General features: G+C 70.1%; 16 protein-coding genes. 11 read left to right on the top strand and 5 right to left on the bottom strand.

What is annotated here, in order from left to right:
* Window positions 1–77 precede the first annotated feature (77 nt).
* The 5 genes from P7B02_RS17375 to P7B02_RS17395 all read left to right on the top strand — a co-directional run bounded on the left by P7B02_RS17375 (window position 78) and on the right by P7B02_RS17395 (window position 4843).
* On the top strand, window positions 78–1868 hold the full coding sequence (locus tag P7B02_RS17375; protein WP_277787621.1) for an ABC-F family ATP-binding cassette domain-containing protein: 1791 nt from the start codon (window positions 78–80) through the stop codon (window positions 1866–1868).
* 308 nt (window positions 1869–2176) lie between these two features.
* The gene (locus P7B02_RS17380; RefSeq protein WP_277787622.1) at window positions 2177–2542 is read left to right on the top strand and encodes a GntR family transcriptional regulator; all 366 of its coding nucleotides are present in this window, start codon (window positions 2177–2179) and stop codon (window positions 2540–2542) included.
* 4 nt (window positions 2543–2546) lie between these two features.
* On the top strand, window positions 2547–3419 hold the full coding sequence (locus tag P7B02_RS17385) for an ABC transporter ATP-binding protein (RefSeq protein ID WP_277787623.1): 873 nt from the start codon (window positions 2547–2549) through the stop codon (window positions 3417–3419).
* Window positions 3416–4327, top strand: coding sequence for a hypothetical protein (locus P7B02_RS17390; RefSeq protein ID WP_277787624.1), 912 nt, complete (start codon window positions 3416–3418; stop codon window positions 4325–4327). Before P7B02_RS17385 ends, P7B02_RS17390 begins: the two co-directional genes overlap by 4 nt.
* Before the next feature lie 36 nt (window positions 4328–4363).
* Entirely contained in the window at window positions 4364–4843 is a 480-nt protein-coding gene (locus P7B02_RS17395; RefSeq protein ID WP_277787625.1) for a hypothetical protein, read from the top strand.
* Window positions 4844–4911: 68 nt separating this feature from the next.
* Here the strand turns inward: P7B02_RS17395 and P7B02_RS17400 are convergent, their stop codons facing one another.
* The 4 genes from P7B02_RS17400 to P7B02_RS17415 all read right to left on the bottom strand — a co-directional run bounded on the left by P7B02_RS17400 (window position 4912) and on the right by P7B02_RS17415 (window position 7955).
* On the bottom strand, window positions 4912–5409 hold the full coding sequence (locus P7B02_RS17400; protein WP_277787626.1) for a winged helix-turn-helix transcriptional regulator: 498 nt from the start codon (window positions 5407–5409) through the stop codon (window positions 4912–4914).
* A 134-nt stretch (window positions 5410–5543) separates the two neighbouring features.
* The gene (locus P7B02_RS17405) at window positions 5544–6755 is read right to left on the bottom strand and encodes a TonB family protein (protein ID WP_277787627.1); all 1212 of its coding nucleotides are present in this window, start codon (window positions 6753–6755) and stop codon (window positions 5544–5546) included.
* Window positions 6752–7114, bottom strand: coding sequence for a BlaI/MecI/CopY family transcriptional regulator (locus P7B02_RS17410; protein WP_277787628.1), 363 nt, complete (start codon window positions 7112–7114; stop codon window positions 6752–6754). The genes P7B02_RS17405 and P7B02_RS17410 overlap by 4 nt, the downstream gene beginning before the upstream one ends.
* Window positions 7115–7190: 76 nt before the next feature.
* Window positions 7191–7955, bottom strand: coding sequence for a hypothetical protein (locus tag P7B02_RS17415; protein ID WP_277787629.1), 765 nt, complete (start codon window positions 7953–7955; stop codon window positions 7191–7193).
* Between the two features lie 674 nt (window positions 7956–8629).
* Between P7B02_RS17415 and P7B02_RS17420 the strand changes: the two genes are divergently transcribed.
* From P7B02_RS17420 to P7B02_RS17445, 6 genes are all read left to right on the top strand, one after another.
* Window positions 8630–10726, top strand: coding sequence for a response regulator (locus tag P7B02_RS17420; RefSeq protein ID WP_277787630.1), 2097 nt, complete (start codon window positions 8630–8632; stop codon window positions 10724–10726).
* Window positions 10727–10900: 174 nt separating this feature from the next.
* The gene (locus P7B02_RS17425) at window positions 10901–11881 is read left to right on the top strand and encodes an ABC transporter substrate-binding protein (RefSeq protein ID WP_277787631.1); all 981 of its coding nucleotides are present in this window, start codon (window positions 10901–10903) and stop codon (window positions 11879–11881) included.
* Complete coding sequence (locus P7B02_RS17430) at window positions 11878–12408, top strand: endonuclease domain-containing protein (RefSeq protein WP_277787632.1); 531 nt, start codon at window positions 11878–11880, stop codon at window positions 12406–12408. Before P7B02_RS17425 ends, P7B02_RS17430 begins: the two co-directional genes overlap by 4 nt.
* A complete protein-coding gene (locus tag P7B02_RS17435; RefSeq protein WP_431355829.1) occupies window positions 12405–13136 on the top strand; it encodes an ABC transporter ATP-binding protein in 732 nt (243 codons plus the stop codon). Before P7B02_RS17430 ends, P7B02_RS17435 begins: the two co-directional genes overlap by 4 nt.
* 154 nt (window positions 13137–13290) lie before the next feature.
* Entirely contained in the window at window positions 13291–14055 is a 765-nt protein-coding gene (locus P7B02_RS17440; protein WP_277787634.1) for an ABC transporter permease, read from the top strand.
* A gap of 108 nt (window positions 14056–14163) precedes the next feature.
* A complete protein-coding gene (locus P7B02_RS17445) occupies window positions 14164–16512 on the top strand; it encodes a glycoside hydrolase family 95 protein (protein WP_277787635.1) in 2349 nt (782 codons plus the stop codon).
* A 34-nt stretch (window positions 16513–16546) separates the two neighbouring features.
* Here the strand turns inward: P7B02_RS17445 and P7B02_RS17450 are convergent, their stop codons facing one another.
* Window positions 16547–17227: a dihydrofolate reductase family protein gene (locus tag P7B02_RS17450; RefSeq protein ID WP_277787636.1), complete on the bottom strand. Its 681-nt coding sequence runs from the start codon at window positions 17225–17227 to the stop codon at window positions 16547–16549.
* Window positions 17228–17379 lie beyond the last annotated feature (152 nt).

Below are 17379 nucleotides of genomic sequence, written 5' to 3' on the forward strand. Positions count from 1 at the left end.
CACCTTCTCCGCCTCCCCTCCGCCGCCCGTATGCTGTAGAGACCCCTCCTCCCGCCGCGAAGAGTCCGACACCCGCAATGCGTCCCCCCGTCCTCGCCCTGAAAGACGTCCGTCTCGCCGACGGCGCCAAGATGCTGTTCGACGGCGTGGACCTGTCGCTGGAGCCGCGCGCCCGCGCCTGCCTGGTAGGCCGCAACGGGGCCGGCAAGTCGACCCTGCTGAAGATCCTCTCCGGCCTGGTCGAGGCCGACGCCGGCGAGCGCTCCGTCACCCCCGGCGCCCGCATAAGCGTCGTGGCCCAGGAGCCGCCGATCGACGGCGCCACCCTGCTGGACTACGCCACCGCCGGCGGCGCCACGCATTACGAGGCCGAGGCCGCGCTTCAGGCCTTCGGCCTCGATCCCGCCAAGGCCGCTCAGGGCCTGTCCGGCGGCGAGACCCGCAAGGCCGCCCTGGCCCGCGCCTTCGCCGAGCAGCCGGACGTCCTGCTGCTGGACGAGCCCACCAACCACCTGGACATCTTCGCGATCCAGACGCTGGAGGAGCAGCTGCTCGCCTGCCGCGCGGCGTGCCTGATCATCAGCCACGACCGCGCCTTCCTCACCCGCGTCACCCAGCGCTGCTTCTGGCTGGAGCACCGCAAGGTCCGCCGCCTCGACAAGGGCTTCGGCGCCTTCGACGAATGGTCCGACCAGATCCAGGCCGCCGAGGAGGACGAGGCCCGCCGCCTGGACAAGGCCATCGAGCGCGAGAACCACTGGCTGGCCCGGGGCGTCACCGCCCGCCGCGCCCGCAACGAGGGGCGCCGCCGCCGCCTCATGGACATGCGCCAGCAGAAGACCGAGCGCCTGAAGGACCAGCGCGGGACCCTGTCCATGGGCCTGGAATCCTCCGGCGTCGGCGGCCAGCGGGTCATCGAGGCCAAGAAGATCAACAAGGCCTTCGGCGACCGCATCCTGCTGAAGGACTTCTCCACCCGCATCCTGCGCGGCGACCGCGTCGCCATCGTCGGCCCCAACGGCGCCGGCAAGACCACCCTGCTGAAGATGCTGCTGGGCGAGGTCCCGGTGGATAGCGGCGAGGTGAAGCTCGGCGCCGGCCTCGACGTGGCCTATCTCGACCAGTCCCGCGCCGCCCTGTCCGGCGACGAGACCCTGTGGGAGATCCTGGCCCCCGGCGGCGGCGACCAGCTGCTGGTGCGCGGCTCGCCCCGCCACGTGGCCGCCTACGCCAAGGAGTTCCTGTTCCGCGACAACCAGCTTCGCCAGCCCGTCGCCAGCCTGTCCGGCGGCGAGCGCAACCGCCTGCTGCTGGCCCGCGCCCTGGCCAATCCGGCCAATCTGATGATCCTGGACGAGCCGACCAACGACCTGGACATGGACACCCTCGACCTGCTCGAGGACCTGCTGGCCGATTTCGACGGCACCCTGATCCTGGTCAGCCACGACCGCGACTTCATCGACCGCCTGGCCACCTCGACCATCGCCCTCGACGGCCGCGGCCGCGCGGTGGAGACCCCCGGCGGCTGGTCCGACTTCATGCGCCAGAACCCAGGCTTCTTCGACGGCCCGTCCACGCCGGCCGCCGCGAAAGCCGCGCCGGTCGTCCGCGCCGAGCCCAAGAAGTCCGTCAAGCTGTCCTACAAGGACCAGCGCCGGCTTGAGGAGCTGGAGGCCCTGGTCGCCAAACTCCCCGGCGACATCGCTTTGCTGGATGAAAAGCTCAGCGACCCCAACCTCTACACCCGCGACCCGGCCCTCTTCGACAAGACCATGAAAGCCGCCGACGCCGCCCGGGCTCAGTTGTCCTCCGCCGAAGAAGAATGGCTGGAGCTGGAAGAGAAGCGGGAAGCTTTGGCGTCCCAATAACTCCTCCCCCGCTTGCGGGGGAGGGGGACCGCGAAGCGGTGTAGGGGGCGACCGCTTCCTCTGAGCCTCCCAAATCCGCTCACCCCGGCGAAGGCCGGGGCCCAGGTGAAGCCCTGCTGGCTCACCGGATGAATCTGGGTCCCGGCCTTCGCCGGGATGAGCGGCTGAAAACCGCACCCAGTCACGCCCCCTCCACCATGCTGCGCATGGTCCCCCTCCCCGCTTCGCAGCGGAGGAGATAACCCCCTTGCCAACCTCAGTGTTATACCTCACTATAACACCAACTCATCACCAACACCGAAAGCCCGATGGACTCCGAGTGGAGCGACAACCAGCCGATCTGGCGGCAGATCAGGGACCGCGTGGTCGCCATGATCCTCGACGGGCATCTGGCGCCCGGCGACCCGCTGCCGTCGGTGCGCGCCGCCGCCACGGACAGCCGGGTCAATCCGCTCACCGTGCTCAAGGCCTACCAGCAGCTCGCCGACGACGGCCTGGTGGAGAAGCGCCGGGGCCTGGGCATGTTCGTCAACGCCGGGGCGCGGGAGCTGCTGCTCGACGCCGAGCGCCGGCGCTTTCTCACGGAACAGTGGCCCGAAATCGAGGCGACCATCCGTCGTCTCGGCCTGGCCGAAGACCTGCTGGGCGCCCGCGCCCGGCCCAAGGGGGAATAGTCCGATGTCCTGCATAGAGGCGCGCGGCGTCTTCAAGTCTTACGGCAAGACCACCGCGCTCAACGGCTTCCAGCTGTCGGTGGGCGAAGGCCGCATCCTCGGCCTGATCGGCCCCAACGGGGCGGGCAAGAGCACGGCCCTGATGGCCATGCTCGGCCTGATCCCCTTCGACGGCTCGCTCAAGGTCCTCGGCCTCGACCCGTGGAAGGAGCGCGGCGCCCTGATGGAGCAGGTCTGCTTCATCGCCGACGTGGCCGTCCTGCCCCGCTGGATGAAGGTGAGCCAGGCCCTGGACTACATGGGCGGCGTCCACCCCCGCTTCGACCGCGCCAAGGCCGAGGCCTTCCTGGCCCGCACCAGCATCAAGCGCGAGAGCAAGGTGCGCGAGCTGTCCAAGGGCATGGTCGCCCAGCTCCACCTGTCCCTGGTCATGGCCGTGGACGCCAGGCTGCTGGTGTTGGACGAGCCGACCCTCGGCCTCGACATCCTCTACCGCAAGGCCTTCTACGACAGCCTGCTGAACGACTACTTCGACGGCGGCCGCACCATCGTCGTCTCCACCCACCAGGTGGACGAGATCGAGCACATCCTCACCGACGTGGCCTTCATCGACCGCGGCCAGGTGGTCCTCGACAGCAGCATGGAGGGGCTGGAGACCCGCTTCGCCGAGCTGCTGGTCGGGCCGGACAAGGCCGACGCCGCCCGCGCCCTGAACCCCATCCATGAACGCCAGGTCTTCGGCCGCCAGTTGATGATCTTCGACGGCGCCGACCGCAAGGCGCTGGCCAAGCTGGGCGAGGTCCGCACGCCGGGTCTCGCCGACCTGTTCGTCGCCAAGATCGCCCCGCGCTTCGACATGAAAGGACGGGCGGCATGAGCAGCCTCGACGCCGACTTCGCCACCGCCGCCCCCACGGCCATGACGGCCGCCAACAAGGTCCGGCCCTTCTACTGGTCCCTGCGCCGGGAGCTGTGGGAGCACCGCTCCATCTGGATCGCCCCCGCCGCCGTCGCCGCCCTGATCCTGCTGGGCTATCTGCTCGGCTCTTTCGGCCTGCCCCGGCGCGTCGCTCAGGCCGCCGCCGGCGCCACGGAGCGGGTGATGCTGCCCTACGCCGTGGCCCTTGGCGCGGCCTTCATCGCCGCCGCCCTCTCCGGCGCCTACTATTGCCTGACCTGCCTGCAGGGCGAACGCCGCGACCGCAGCATCCTGTTCTGGAAATCCCTGCCGGTCTCCGATCGCACCGCCGTCCTGGCCAAGGCCGCCGTGCCCATGGTCGTCCAGCCCCTGGCCGTGATCGCCATCGTCCTGGCGACCCATCTCGCCATGCTCGCCTGGGGCACGTTCGTGATGCTGATCTCGAACAACAACCCCGGTCCCATGTGGGTCCACGGCTTCCCCGGCTTCATCTGGGCGGTGATGTTCGTCGGCCTGCCCTACCTGGCCCTGTGGCACGCCCCGGTGATCGCATGGCTGATGCTGGTCTCCGCCTGGGCCCGTCGCGCCACCTTCCTGTGGGCCGTGATCCCGCCAGTCATGCTGGCCGTGATGGAGCGGATGGTCTTCGACACCCGCCACGTCCCGGAGTTCATCGGCACGCGCCTGTTGGGCGGTCTCGCCCACGTCGCCAGCACCGGCGGTTATGGCCAGGTCCCGGTGCGCGGCTTCCGCGACATCGACCTCACCCGGATGCTCTCCGACCCGAATCTGTGGATCGGCCTCGTCCTCGCCGCCCTGCTGTTCGAAGGCGCCGTCCGCCTGCGCCGCCGCCGCGAACCGAACTGATCGCAACCCATCGACCGTCCCAAGAGGAGAAGCCTCATGGACCCGCGTCTCCAGTCCGTTCTTCTGGCCGTCCACATCGCCGCCGGCGCCGTCGGCCTAGCGTCCGGCCTGTTCTCCATGGCCTCGCGCAAGGGCGCCCGCGTCCACCGCTTCGCCCTCATCGCCCCGATCGCCATCACCGCCGCCGCCCTGTGGCTGGCGGTCTCCGTGGGCGGCTTCCAGATCGTCTACATCTTCACCGCCGTCGCCCTGATCGCGGCGGCGGGGGACGTGCGCATGATCCGCGCCGGCGGCCTGACGCCCAACGGCCGCCTGGCCCGCCACCTCTGGCGCATGGGCGTCGCCTTCACCGTCTCCGTCATGGCCTTCTTTGTCGGCCAGCAGGAGTACCTGCCCAAGGCCGTCCAGGGCACCGTCCTGGTCGGCGCCCCCGCCCTCATCGCCCTCAGCGCGACCCTGTTCTGGCTGGTCCAACGAACCTGGCCGAAGCGGCGCCGGGCGGCGGCTATCGCTTGAGGCGACCGCCAGCCCCACCGCCACGGCCAACTTATCCCCGCCTACCGATCCCGTGGCAGACTGCCGGCCTATGGGACATTTCTCGCCTTCACCTCTTCATACGCCGCCGTCAGCCGCTCGAAGACCGACGGCCCGTCCCTGGCCGGGGCGCCCAGGTGGAGCGTCCGCAGTTCATCCATGAAATCGTCCCACAGGGGCGGGCCGCCCTCCTCCAGAAGCTGGGCGCGGATGGACAGCTCCTCGGTCACCGGCAGGTGCCGCCGCCCCCAGGCGCCCAGCACCGCCATCACCGGCAGCAGCTGGATCGCCGGCTCGGTCAGGGAGTAGATCACCTTCTGCCGGTGGCTCGGATCATCGGCGCGGGTCAGCAGGCCCAGCTCCGTCAGCCGCTTCAGCCGCGCGGCCAGGATGTTGGAGGCGATCCCCTCCCTGGAGTTCTCGAGCAGCTCGCGAAAATGCCGCCAGCCGCCGAACATCATGTCGCGCAGGATCACCAGGCTCCAACGGTCGCCCAGGACCTCCATGGACAGGTTGATCGGGCAGCCGGAACGAAGGTCGAGCGTCATCACATCCTCGAAGAAACCAGTTGCATCATAGAACCAGTCTTGAGGATTCAAACTCCGTAGGGCCTCGCGCTTGGGTGACGGAGTGGGGAGCACAGAATCTCCTCCCCCGCTTCGCAGGGGAGGAGAAATGCCTCCTACTTCGCCCCCGGCGCGCGCCAGAGAACCGGGATGCGGATCTTGCCGCCGGCGGTGGCCACCCCGTCCTTGCTCAGGGGCGCCATGCGGAACTTGTCGGCCAGGGCCACGGTGGCGGGGCCGAAGCCGGCTTCCAGCGGCTCCTCCTTCACCACGGTGCAGGCGTTCAGCGTGCCTTCCGCCGTGATGCGGCATTCGATCATGCCCTTGCCGGCCTCGCCCTTGGCCTTCGCGGCGGCGGGATAGAGGGTCGCCAGATCGGAGCCGGACGGGCGGCTGATCCAGTCCGGCGCCGTGATCAGCTGCGGCTCGGCCGGGGCGGCGGCCCAGGCGGCGCAGGCGGCCGCGGCGGACAGGCCGCCCACCAGGGCGAGGCCGGCCAGACGGCGGCCGAATGCGGGACTCGGAGACTTCAACATGGCGATCCTCTCTTTCAGCGGATGTTGGGCCGATGTCGGCCAGTGGCAGCCCAAAGGCAGGGGCTGATCGGCGAGTTGGGATTTCAGCAGGGTCTCGGCATAGAGCCGCTGAACGCCCGGACGGGCGGCCAGCACGGCGGCGTCGCAGGCCAGCTCCTGGTCGATGCGCAGCAGCCGGGCGCCCAGATGGACGGCGGGATTGAACCAGGCCAGGCACTGCACGGCGGCGGCCACGGCGTTGATCAGCGGATCGCCCGCCCGCAGGTGGGCCTCCTCGTGGGCGATGATCACCGCCTGCTCCGCCGGATCGAAACGCCCCTCGAAGTCGGCGGGCAGGATCAGGCGCGGACGCAGGGCGCCCACCAGGGCCGGGCCGGCCGTGCTGAACTGCGAGACCAGCAGGTGCGGCCGCTCCGGCAAGGGCGTCAGGGTTCCGAGCATCCGCACATAACGTCCCTGCCGCCACGCCAGCAGGCCCGCCGCCGCCACCGCGCCGGCCGCCCACAGCGCGGCGAGCCAGAGGGCCGGATCGACCCCGGCGTCGGCGGCGGTCTTCAGGACGGTCCCGGCGGCGTCGGCGGTGGTCAGCATGAGCTCGGCCGCCGCGCCCTCCCCCGGCTCGGCGGGGACCAGGGCGCCGGCCGCCGCCAGCACCGGGACAATCCACAGGCGATAGGCCGCCTTCGCCCCGAACCGTCGGCGCACCGGCCGCCGCAGCAGGGCCACGACCCCGATCGCCGCCGCGGCGGCCAGGTTGGCGGACAGCAGGCCGTTCAGCAGGTCGTCGATCATGGCTCGAGCTCGTTGATGAGGCGCTTCAGTTCGGCCACGTCCTCGGCCGTCAGCTTGCGGCGCTCCGACAGGTGGCTGACCAGGGGAGCGAGGCGGCCGTCGAACATCCGCTCCAGGAAACCCTGGCTCTCGGCGTCGACGAATTCGGATCGTTGCAGGACCGGGCGGTACAGATACCGCCGCCCCTCGGCCGACGCCGCGATGGCGCCCTTCTTCAGAAGGCGGTTGAGAAAGGTCTTCACCGTCGCCTCGCTCCACCCCTGGGCGACGGCGACCTCGGCGGTGATGTCCTCGGCGCTCAGGGGCTCACGGCGCCACAGGGCGTCCATGATCAAGGCTTCGGCGCTGGTGATGTTCATGACGTTTACACCCGTAATCGAACGAACGATTACGCACGTAAACGCTGGAGTCAAGCGCCAAGTATCGGCGTTCGGATCACTTGCTGACGAACACCACCGAGCCCTGGTCGGTCACTTCGCAGGTCCCACTCTTGTAACCGGCCTTCAGCGAGACGAGGTACATCCGGCCATTGTTCAGGGCGCTGGCGCTCATCGCCCGGGTGGCGCCCGGCGGGAGGTCCCAGCGTCGGTCGGCCTCGCGGGCGCAGGCGGCCATGACGTCGCCCCGCCAGCCGTCGCGGCGGCCCTCGCCATAGGCGTAGCGGCTGGAGCCGAGACGATTGTCCCGCTCCCGCTGGCCGGCGGCGTAGCCGGAGGAATAGTCGGCGTCGTGGTCGTAGTTCAGGAACTGGCCGTCATGGACCCCGTCCTGAAAGCCGCGCTCGTACTGGGCGTCGCGGTCGCCGTCGTAGTGCTTCTCGTCATCATGGTGCTTGTCATGGTGGGCCGCGATCGCCGCGCCCAGCAGGGCCGCCACCGCGACCCCCGCCACCACCGCCCCGGTGTTGGAGCCGCCGCCCTTGCCGCAGCGGTCGGCGTCCAGCTTGTCGATCCGCTGGTAGCGCCCGTCCGACGTGACCACTCCGACGCAGGTCTTGGACCCGCCGTTCCACCAGTAGGTCCAGCTGGCGTTGCTGGTCTTCTCACCGCCGGTGTTCACATAGCCCCGGGCCAGCAACTGGGTTTCGCCGCCGGCGCCCCGGGCCCCGATCAGGTCGCTCAGCTCCGGCGGGGTGGCCGCGAGTGCGGGCGGGGCGAAGGCGAGCAGCGCCGCCGCGGTGATGACAGCCGTCTTGGACATCTTCCCTCCAAATCCCCCGCGCCAAGGTGCGGCGCCGGGCGGGAGAGGTCAAAGCCTTGCGCAGCCTGGGATTGAAACCACCCGAAAGCGCGGGCGCGGCGGCACCTCGCAGGCGCCCAAAAGCAAACCTGTGGATAACGTTAAGCTTTTGGAAGGATTTATGAATTGGCGGAATTTCCCCGCCTTTTCCACAGCTTGCGCACCGAGTCCTGCACAGCGGCGGCTCTTCGGGCGGTTGCTGGATACCCGATCCCAGCGCACAGTCAACCCGTCGAGAGGCACTGACGGAGCCGGAGACGCCGGGGCGACCCGGAGACTTCGAAACCGCCAGCCGGACCGGAAGCGAGAACGGAACCTGCCAGGGGCGACCCTGAACGGAAACCACTCCGGAAGGAACGGACTTCGAGACGGAGACCAAGACGCCCTTGGGCGATGCGGCGACCGCCTCCTGAAGCAGCCCCTCTCGGTGCAGGTCTTTCACGGGACTTGGGTTAAGGGGGCGACGCCGCCGGGCGACCGGAAGCGCCGCCCCCTTGCTCATTTGGGCCGCTTCCTACGCAACCCGCCCACCATTCCGCGACCTGCGGCCGCACCTTCGCCAATCGTCGGCATGTTAACCGGGCGGCGCCCATTTCAGAGTCATGCTGGCCTCTAGATCGAGAGGCGACGCATCCATGGCCCTGGGGCTGGATCTGCAGAAGGACGAACAGGGACAGGCGGCCGGCGCACTCGCGCTGGCGGCGGTCTTCGTCGTGTGCGCGATCCTCACCAAGGTCATCAACGACGTGACCGGCGTGCCCACCATCTGGCTGGGCAACGGCCTGCTGATCGGCGGCCTTCTGGCCCTGCGCCCGCGCTGGGGCCTGGTCATGCTGGTCATGTCGATGATCGGCGACGTGATGGTGGACCTGTTCACCGGACGGTCGCTGAAGGCGATGATCACCTATCCCACCCTGGACCTGATCGAGACCCTGCTGGCGGTGTGGATCGCCCGGCGGTTCTGCGCCTCGTCCCTGCGGCTGAAGAACATCCGCGACGTGATCGCCATCCTCGCTTTCGCCTGCGTGCCGGCGGTGGCGATCGTCGGCGCCTTGGCGGGGCTGGCCAACGTGCTGTTCTTCGGGCGGGAGTTCTTCATCTCCTACCGCGTCTGGTTCTTCGCCGACCTGCTGGGGGTCTGCATGACCCTGCCGGCGACCATGGTGATCCTGGACCCGCGCCACAACCGCGCCTTCCAGCGCGCCCTCGGCGAGCACTTGGCCTTCTACGGCGGCTTGGCGGGGGTGGTGTTCCTGGCCTTCCTGCAGCCGACCTCGCCCCTGTCTTTCCTCATCTTCCCGGCCCTGATCCTGACCACCTTCCGCCTGGGTCCGCGCGGCGCGGCCTTCGGCGCGGCCGTGGTCGCCGCCGTGGCCCTGCCCATGACGCTGCAGGGCGCGGCGCCGGCCCTGCTGAACGACCGCTGGGCCCTGGTGGACCGGCTGCAGGTGCTGCACCTGTTCATCGTCACGGTCTTCATCACATCCCTCGCCGCGGCGCTGGAGCTGTCCAAGCAGGCGTCCCTGCGCCGCCTGCTGGTGCGCCGCGACCGCACCGCCCGCGCCGCCCGCGCCCGGGCCCAGGCCGCCAACACCGCCAAGGGCGAGTTCCTTGCCAATATGAGCCACGAGGTCCGCACCCCGCTGAACAGCATCCTGGGCTTCACGCGCCTGCTCAGCGACCGCCAGGACCTGCCGGCCGACGTGCAGCGCCAGCTGCGCCTGATCGACCAGTCGGGCGAGTCCCTGCTGACCGTGGTCAACGACGTGCTCGACTTCTCGCGCATGGAGGCCGGCCAGATCGAGCTGGACATCCGCGCCACCGACATGCGCCGCCTGGTGGAGGACGCCATGGCCATCGTCGCCGGCGACGCGGCGGCCAAGGGTCTGGAGCTGCGGCTGGAGCATGACGGCCCGACCGGCGTGGCGCACATGATCGACGACCGCCGCGCCCGCCAGGTTCTGCTGAACCTGCTGAACAACGCCATCAAGTTCACCGCCGCCGGCTCCGTCACCCTGCGGCTGAAGATCACCAACGAGAAGCCCGGCGTGGACTATGTCCGCATCGAGGTGGCCGACACCGGCGTGGGCATCGCTCCCGCCGCCCAGGAGACCCTGTTCCGCCGCTTCTCCCAGGCCGACAGCTCGGTCAGCCGCTCTTACGGCGGCTCGGGCCTGGGCCTGGCCATCAGCAAGGGCCTGATGGAGCTGGTGGGCGGCCGCATCGGGGTGGAGAGCACCCTGGGCAAGGGCTCGACCTTCTGGCTGGACGGCCATGTCCGCACCACCGCCGCAGCCGCCGAGGCGGCCGAGGAGCCGGCCGCCTTCATCCCCGCCGGCGCCCGCCTGCTGCTGGTGGACGACCACCCCATGAACCGCGAGGTCGGCGCCGCCCTGCTGACCGCCGCCGGCTGCGTGGTGGACACCGCCGAGGGCGGCGAGGAGGCCGTGGCCCTGGCCGCCTCCAAGCCCTACGACGCCATCCTCATGGACATCCACATGCCGGGCATGGACGGCCTGACCGCCACCCGCGTGATCCGCGGCCTGGACGGCCCCGCGGCCCGCGTCCCGATCATCGCCATGAGCGCCGACGCCCTGCCCCAGCACGTGGCCAAGTGCCTCGAAGCCGGCATGGTCGACCACGTGGCCAAACCGATCCGCCGCGAGGATCTGTTCGCCAAGGTGGGGCGGTGGACGGCGGTAAGGGCGGAAGACAAGTCACGGGCGGCCTAAATCCTCCCCCGCTGGGGGAGGTGGCCCAGAGGGCCGGAGGGGGCTTTCCTCGTCAGCAGAACCCCCTCCACCGCTTCGCGGTCCCCCTCCCCCAAAGGGGAGGATTTCTCTCGCCTCTTCCACCCCCTCGCCCCATCCCCTAACCTCCCCCGCGAACATCGGAGGGGTTCGTCGATGAAGCGTCTTGGTCTCGTGCTCGCGGCTCTGGCCGCCATGACCCTCTCCGCCTGCTCGCCGAAATCCGACGCGCCGACGGACGGCCGCACCACGATCCGCTTCGCCACCGACTGGAAGGCCCAGGCCGAACAGGGCGGCTTCTACCAGGCCCTGGCCACGGGCGAGTACGCCAAGCGCGGCCTGGACGTGACCATCATCCAGGGCGGCCCGGGCGTGAACGTGCCCCAGCTGGTCGCCGCCGGCGCGGTGGAGATGGGCATGGGCTCCAATAGCTTCATCGTCCTGAACCTGGCGCAGGAGAAGGCCCCGGTGAAGGCCGTGGCCGCCTTCATGCAGAAGGACCCCCAGGTGCTGATCGCCCACCCGGACCAGGGTCTCAACAGCCTGGCCGACATCAAGGGTCGGCCGATCCTGCTGTCCGACGCCTCGACCACCGCCTTCTGGGTCTGGCTGCGCGCCAAGTACGGCTACACCGACGAGCAGGTGCGCAAGTACAACTTCAACCCCGCCCCGTTCCTGGCCGACAAGCGGGTGGTCCAGCAGGGCTATCTGACCAGCGAGCCCTACACGATCAAGAAGGTCGCCGGCTTCGATCCGCAGGTGTTCCTGCTGGCCGACGAGGGCTTCCCCGGCTACGCGGCCATGGTGCTGGCCCCCGACAGCCTGATCGCCAAGAACCCGCAAGCCGTGAAGGCCTTCAACGAGGCCTCGGCCGCCGGCTGGCGCTCCTACCTGTTCGGCGACCCGGCCCCCGGCGACGCCCTGATCATCAAGGACAACCCCGAGATCACCCCCGACATCCTGGAGCAGGCCCGCGCCAAGATGCGCACCTACGCCATCGTCGGCGAACCCATCGGCGCCATGACCGACGCCCGCTGGAAGACCTTCTTCGACGTTGCGGCGTCCCAGGGGGTCTATGCGAAGGACCTCGACTACAAGGCGGCGTACACGCTCGCGCTGCTGCCGGAGGTGAAGTGAGGGGCGAGGTCCTGGCGCTGAAGCGGGCCAAGTCGTTGCGGCGGACCATGAGCCCGCCGGAAGCGGCCGTGTGGGCGCGGCTGAAGATCCGCTCGCCCGAGAACCCGGTCTTCCGCCGCCAGCACCCGCTGGGTCCCTACATCCTGGACTTCTACTGCGCGGCGGCCAGCCTCGCCGTTGAGATCGACGGAGAGGGCCACGGCTTCGGCGACCAGCCGGAGCATGATCGGCGGCGCGACGACTGGCTTTCGGAACAGGGCGTCCGCGTCGTTCGCGTGACCGCCGCCGAACTGATGAGCGATCCTGACGAGATCGTCGAAGGCTTCCGCCTCCTGGAGCTGGACCTCTCCTCCCCCGTAAAACGGGGGAGGGGGACCGCCCGAAGGGTGGTGGAGGGGGCGACCGCCCACTCTGAGCCCAGTCATGCCCCCTCCACCGCGGAGCCTGTCCTCGGGTCGACCTTCGGTCGAGCCCGGGGGCGGTCCCCCTCCCCCGTCACGACGGGGGAGGAGAAGTGCCGGTCATGATCGCCGCCCTTCAATCCGTCGAGGTCGACTACCCCAAGCGCGGCCGCGCCCTTGGCCCCATCGACCTGGCCGTCACCACCGGCGAGCGCGTCGCTCTGGTCGGGCCGTCCGGCTGTGGCAAGTCCACCGCCCTGCGGCTGCTGGCCGGCCTCGAAGAGCCCACGCGGGGGACTGTCGCCCGCCAGGTCTCCAAGGGCGAGACCGCCGTGGTGTTCCAGGCGCCGACCCTGGCCCCATGGCTGGACGCCGCCAGCAACGTCGCCCTGCCGTTGGAGCTGTCGGGCGTTCCCCGCGCCGCCGCCCGAACCAAGGCGGAAAAGGCCCTGGCCGCCGTGGGCCTGAAGGACGCCGCCGCCGCGCGGCCGTGCCAACTGTCCGGCGGCATGGCCATGCGCGTCTCCCTGGCCCGCGCCCTGGCGGTGAAGCCGCGCCTGCTGCTGCTGGACGAGCCCTTCGCGGCCCTGGACGAGGTCACCCGCCGCGTCCTGGCCGACGACGTCCTCGCCCTCCAGGCGGAGCTGAAGCCCGCCATGGTCTTCGTCACCCACAGCGTCGAGGAGGCTGTCTATATGGCCGAGCGCGTGGTGGTGCTGAGCGGCGCCGGCCAGATCATCGGCGAGACCCGCCTGCCCGGCGCCTGGCCGCATCCCGCCGGCTGGCGCGCCTGCCCCGACTTCCGTCAGGCGGTGGAGTGCATCTCGGGTCAGTTGGCGGAGGCGATGGCATGAATGCTCACCTCACCATCTCCTCCCCTGCGAAGCGGGGGAGGGGGACCATGCGCAGCATGGTGGAGGGGGCGACCCCATCCGCTGAGCCCAGTCACGCCCCCTCCACCGCTATCGCGGTCCCCCTCCCCCGTTGCACGGGGGAGGAGTCGTGCTCATGAACGCCGTCCGCGCCCTGGCCCCCGTGATCCTGGCCGCCCTGCTGCTGGCGGGATGGGAGATCGCCTGCCGCGGGCTGGAGATCCCGGCCTATTTCCTGCCGCCGCCCTCGGCGGTGCTGGCGGCCCTGGTCGGGGACTGGCGCAGCCTGGCGGTCAGCGCCTGGACCACCCTGTCCATGGCCCTGTGCGCCCTGCTGATCGCCGCCGTCATCGCCTGCGCCCTGGCCCTGGTCACGGCGCTGAGCCGCACGGTGGAGCGGGCGGTGACGCCCCTGGCCGTGCTGATGCAGGTGACCCCCGTGGTGGCCATCGCGCCCCTGGTGGTGATCTGGGCCGGCGTGTCCCATCCCGAGCGGGCGGTGACCGCCCTGGCCGTGGTGGTGGCGTTCTTCCCCATCTTCTCCGGCGCGCTCACCGGGCTGAAGTCGGCGGACCCGGACCTGAAGCGGCTGTTCGCCCTCTACGGCGCCAACCCGCTGCAACGCCTGCTGCGACTGAAGCTGCCCTCGGCGGTCCCGCATCTGCTGGAGGGGCTGAAGGTCGCCGCCGGCCTGTCCCTGATCGGGGCCGTGGTCGCCGAGTTCGTGGCCGGCTCCGGCGGGTCGCAGGGCCTGGCCTGGCGCATCCTCGAGGCCGGCAACCGGCTGCAGACCGCCAAGATGTTCGCCGCCGTCGCCTTGTTGGGCCTGATGGGCGCGGGGCTGCACGCCCTGCTGCAGGTGGTGGAGAAGAAGGCCCTGATCTGGTGGCGAGGCCGCTGACCGCGAAAGATCGTTGACCGTCGCCGCGAGGGGTTCCGATCTCCGCTTGCGTCTGTAATGTTACCGATAACATCGCCAGCAAGGCGAGGCTGTACCCGAGGAGACGCCGTGACCGACCTTACCCGCCGCACCGCCCTGCAAGCCCTGTCGGCCGCCACGGCGCTGTCCGGCTTCGGCCTGACCACACCCGCCTTCCCCCAAACGTCGGACGCCCCGCGCCTGTGGTACCGCGAGCCGGCCAAGGTGTGGACCGAGGCCCTGCCCGTGGGCTCGGGCCGTATGGGGGCCATGGTGTTCGGCGGCGTGGCGGTCGAGCGGCTGCAGCTCAACGAGAACACCCTGTGGGGCGGCGGGCCGTATGACCCGGTGAACCCGGAGGCGGCCGGCGCCCTGCCCGAAATCCGCCGCCTGATCGAGGCCGGCGACTATGCCGGGGCGACGGTCCTGGCCAACGCCAAGTTCATGTCCAAGCCCCTGCGCCAGATGTCGTACCAGACCCTGGGCGACCTGAAGCTGACCTTCCCCGGCCTGCCGGAGATCGCCGACGGCTACGTTCGCCAACTGGACCTGGACGGCGCGGTCAGCCGCGTGCGGTTCGCCCATGGCGGAACCAGCTTCCAGCGCGAGGTGATCGCCAGCGCCCCGGATCAGGTGGTGGCCGTGCGCCTGAGCGCGGACAAACCGGGCGCGATCTCCGTCGACTTGGCCTTCGACAGCCCCTTGCCCGCCACGGTGTCGGTGGAGGGAGGCGACCTGGTCCTCAACGGAACCAACGCCGGCCAGCACGGGCTTTCGGGGGCATTGAAGGTGGACTGCCGCGTCCGCGTGGCCGCCAGGGGCGGCAAGGTCACGGCGGGGGACAAGACCCTGTCGGTCCAGGGGGCGGACGAAGTGCTGCTGCTCATCGCGGCGGGGACCAGCTACAAGCGGTTCGACGACGTGTCGGGCGATCCGGCGGCCGCCGACCGACAGCGCCTGGACAAGGCCGGCGGCAAGCCGTGGTCCGCCCTGCTGTCGGCGCATCAGGCCGATCATCGCGCCCTGTTCCGCCGGGTGGCCGTGGACTTCGGGACCAGCGCCACCGCCCAGCGGCCCACGGACGAGCGCATCCGCCTGTCGCCCACGGTGGACGACCCGGCCCTGGCGGCCCTGTACTTCCAGTACGGGCGCTATCTGCTGATCGCCTGCTCCCGCCCCGGCGGCCAGCCGGCCAATCTGCAGGGGCTGTGGAACGACTCCATGAACCCGCCCTGGGGCGGCAAGTTCACCATCAACATCAACACCGAGATGAACTACTGGCCGGCCGAGCCCACCGACCTGGGCGAGTGCGTGGCGCCGCTGGTGGCCATGGTCCGCGACTTGTCGACGACCGGCGCCCGGACGGCCAAGGCCATGTATGGCGCGCGCGGCTGGATGGCCCACCACAACACCGACCTGTGGCGGGCGACGGGCCCCATCGACGGCGCCAAGTACGGGGTTTGGCCCACGGGCGGGGCCTGGCTGTGCAAGCACCTGTGGGACCGGTACGATTATGGCCGCGACCGGGCCTATCTGGCGCGGATCTATCCGGTCCTGCGCGACGCGGCCCTGTTCTTCGTGGACACCCTGGTGGTCGATCCCAAGAGCGGCCGGCTGGTCACCAGCCCGTCGATCTCGCCCGAGAACGACCACGGCCACGGCTCGTCCCTGGCGGCGGGGCCGACCATGGACCAGGCCATCATCCGCGACCTGTTCGACAACACCATCAGCGCCGCCCGCGTCCTCAACCGCGACCCGGCCCTGGCCGCCGAGTTCGCCGCCACGCGGGACCGGCTGGCGCCCTACGAGATCGGCAAGGACGGCCAGCTTCAGGAATGGCAGGAGGACTGGGACGCCGACGCCCTGGACCAGCAGCACCGCCACGTCTCGCACCTTTACGGCCTCTATCCGTCGGACCAGATCAGCATCGACACGACGCCCGACCTGGCCGCCGCCGCGAAGACGACGCTGGAGACGCGGGGCGACCTGTCCACCGGCTGGGCCATCGCCTGGCGGCTGAACCTGTGGGCTCGCCTGGGCGACGGGGACCGGGCGCACCGCATCCTGCGCGCCCTGATGGGGCCGGAGCGGACCTATCCCAACATGTTCGACGCCCACCCGCCGTTCCAGATCGACGGCAACTTCGGCGGGACCTCGGGCATGGTCGAGATGGTCCTGCAAAGCCGCAACGGCGCGGTCCACCTGCTGCCCGCCCTGCCGCCCGCCTGGCCCACGGGGTCCATGGTCGGCCTCAAGGCGCGGGGCGCGTTGGGCGTCGATGTCTGGTGGCGCGACGGGGCGCTGGACCGGGCGGTGTTGAAGGCCGGGGCGGACGGGCCGCAGAAGGTGGTGCTGGCCGGAAAGACGCTGGAGTTGAACCTGCGGCGGGGGGAGACGCGGACGGTTCGGGTGGCGGATGGGGTGTTGAGGGCGAGCTGATCTTTCCTCCGCCGTTTCGCAGGGGAGGAGAAGATCACCCCAGGTTCTTCCGCCGCTCCAGCTCCGCCGCGCTCGGCTCGGCCATGGCGAAGGAGCCGGTGACGACCTCGCCCTTCGGCTCATAGACGGCCACCACCACGCCGCTGTCGGAGACGCGGGAGGAGACCATCTTCAGGCTGGCGGCGGCGATCCCGTCGTCGAACAGACGCTTTCCGCCGCCCAGCAGCAGGGGGAAGGTCAGGACCCACAGCTCGTCCACCAGGCCGTGCTGGAAGAGGAGCTGGTTCAGCTCCGTGCTGCCCTGGACGACCAGGTCGCGGCCTTCGCTGTTCTTGAGCGCGCGGATGTCTTCGACCGTGGCCAGGCCGTGGCTGTTCACCCAGTCCAGGCTTTCGGGGCGGTGGGTCAGGACGAACTTGTCGATGCGATCGAAGCTCTCGCCCATCTCGGCGGCGCCGGCGTCATAGTCGGCGGCGGCCGGGTCCTTCTGCACGAAGGGCCAGTGGGCGGCGAAGATGTCGTAGGTGCGCCGGCCCAGCAGCAGGTCGAAGGCCCGGCCGAACAGCTCGCCTATGGCGGTGTTCAGGGTGTCGTCCCAATGCTGCGTGCCCCAGCCGCCATGGGTGAAGCCGCCGGAGGGATCCTCCTCCGGACCGCCGGGAGCCTGCATGACTCCGTCCAGACTGATGAAGGCTCCGACGATGATCCGACGCATGGGCGTTCTCCTGTGGGTTTGAGCCTAGGACGGATGAAAATGCAGCGTTCCGACATGGCGCCAAAATAAAAGCCCTTCTCCCCTGATGGGAGAAGGGTTGGGATGAGGGTGATGTTGCGGTCAGGCCGGTCGCGGCGGAACGGTCGTAGACA

The organism is Caulobacter segnis (assembly GCF_029543125.1).
GTDB lineage: Bacteria > Pseudomonadota > Alphaproteobacteria > Caulobacterales > Caulobacteraceae > Caulobacter > Caulobacter segnis_D.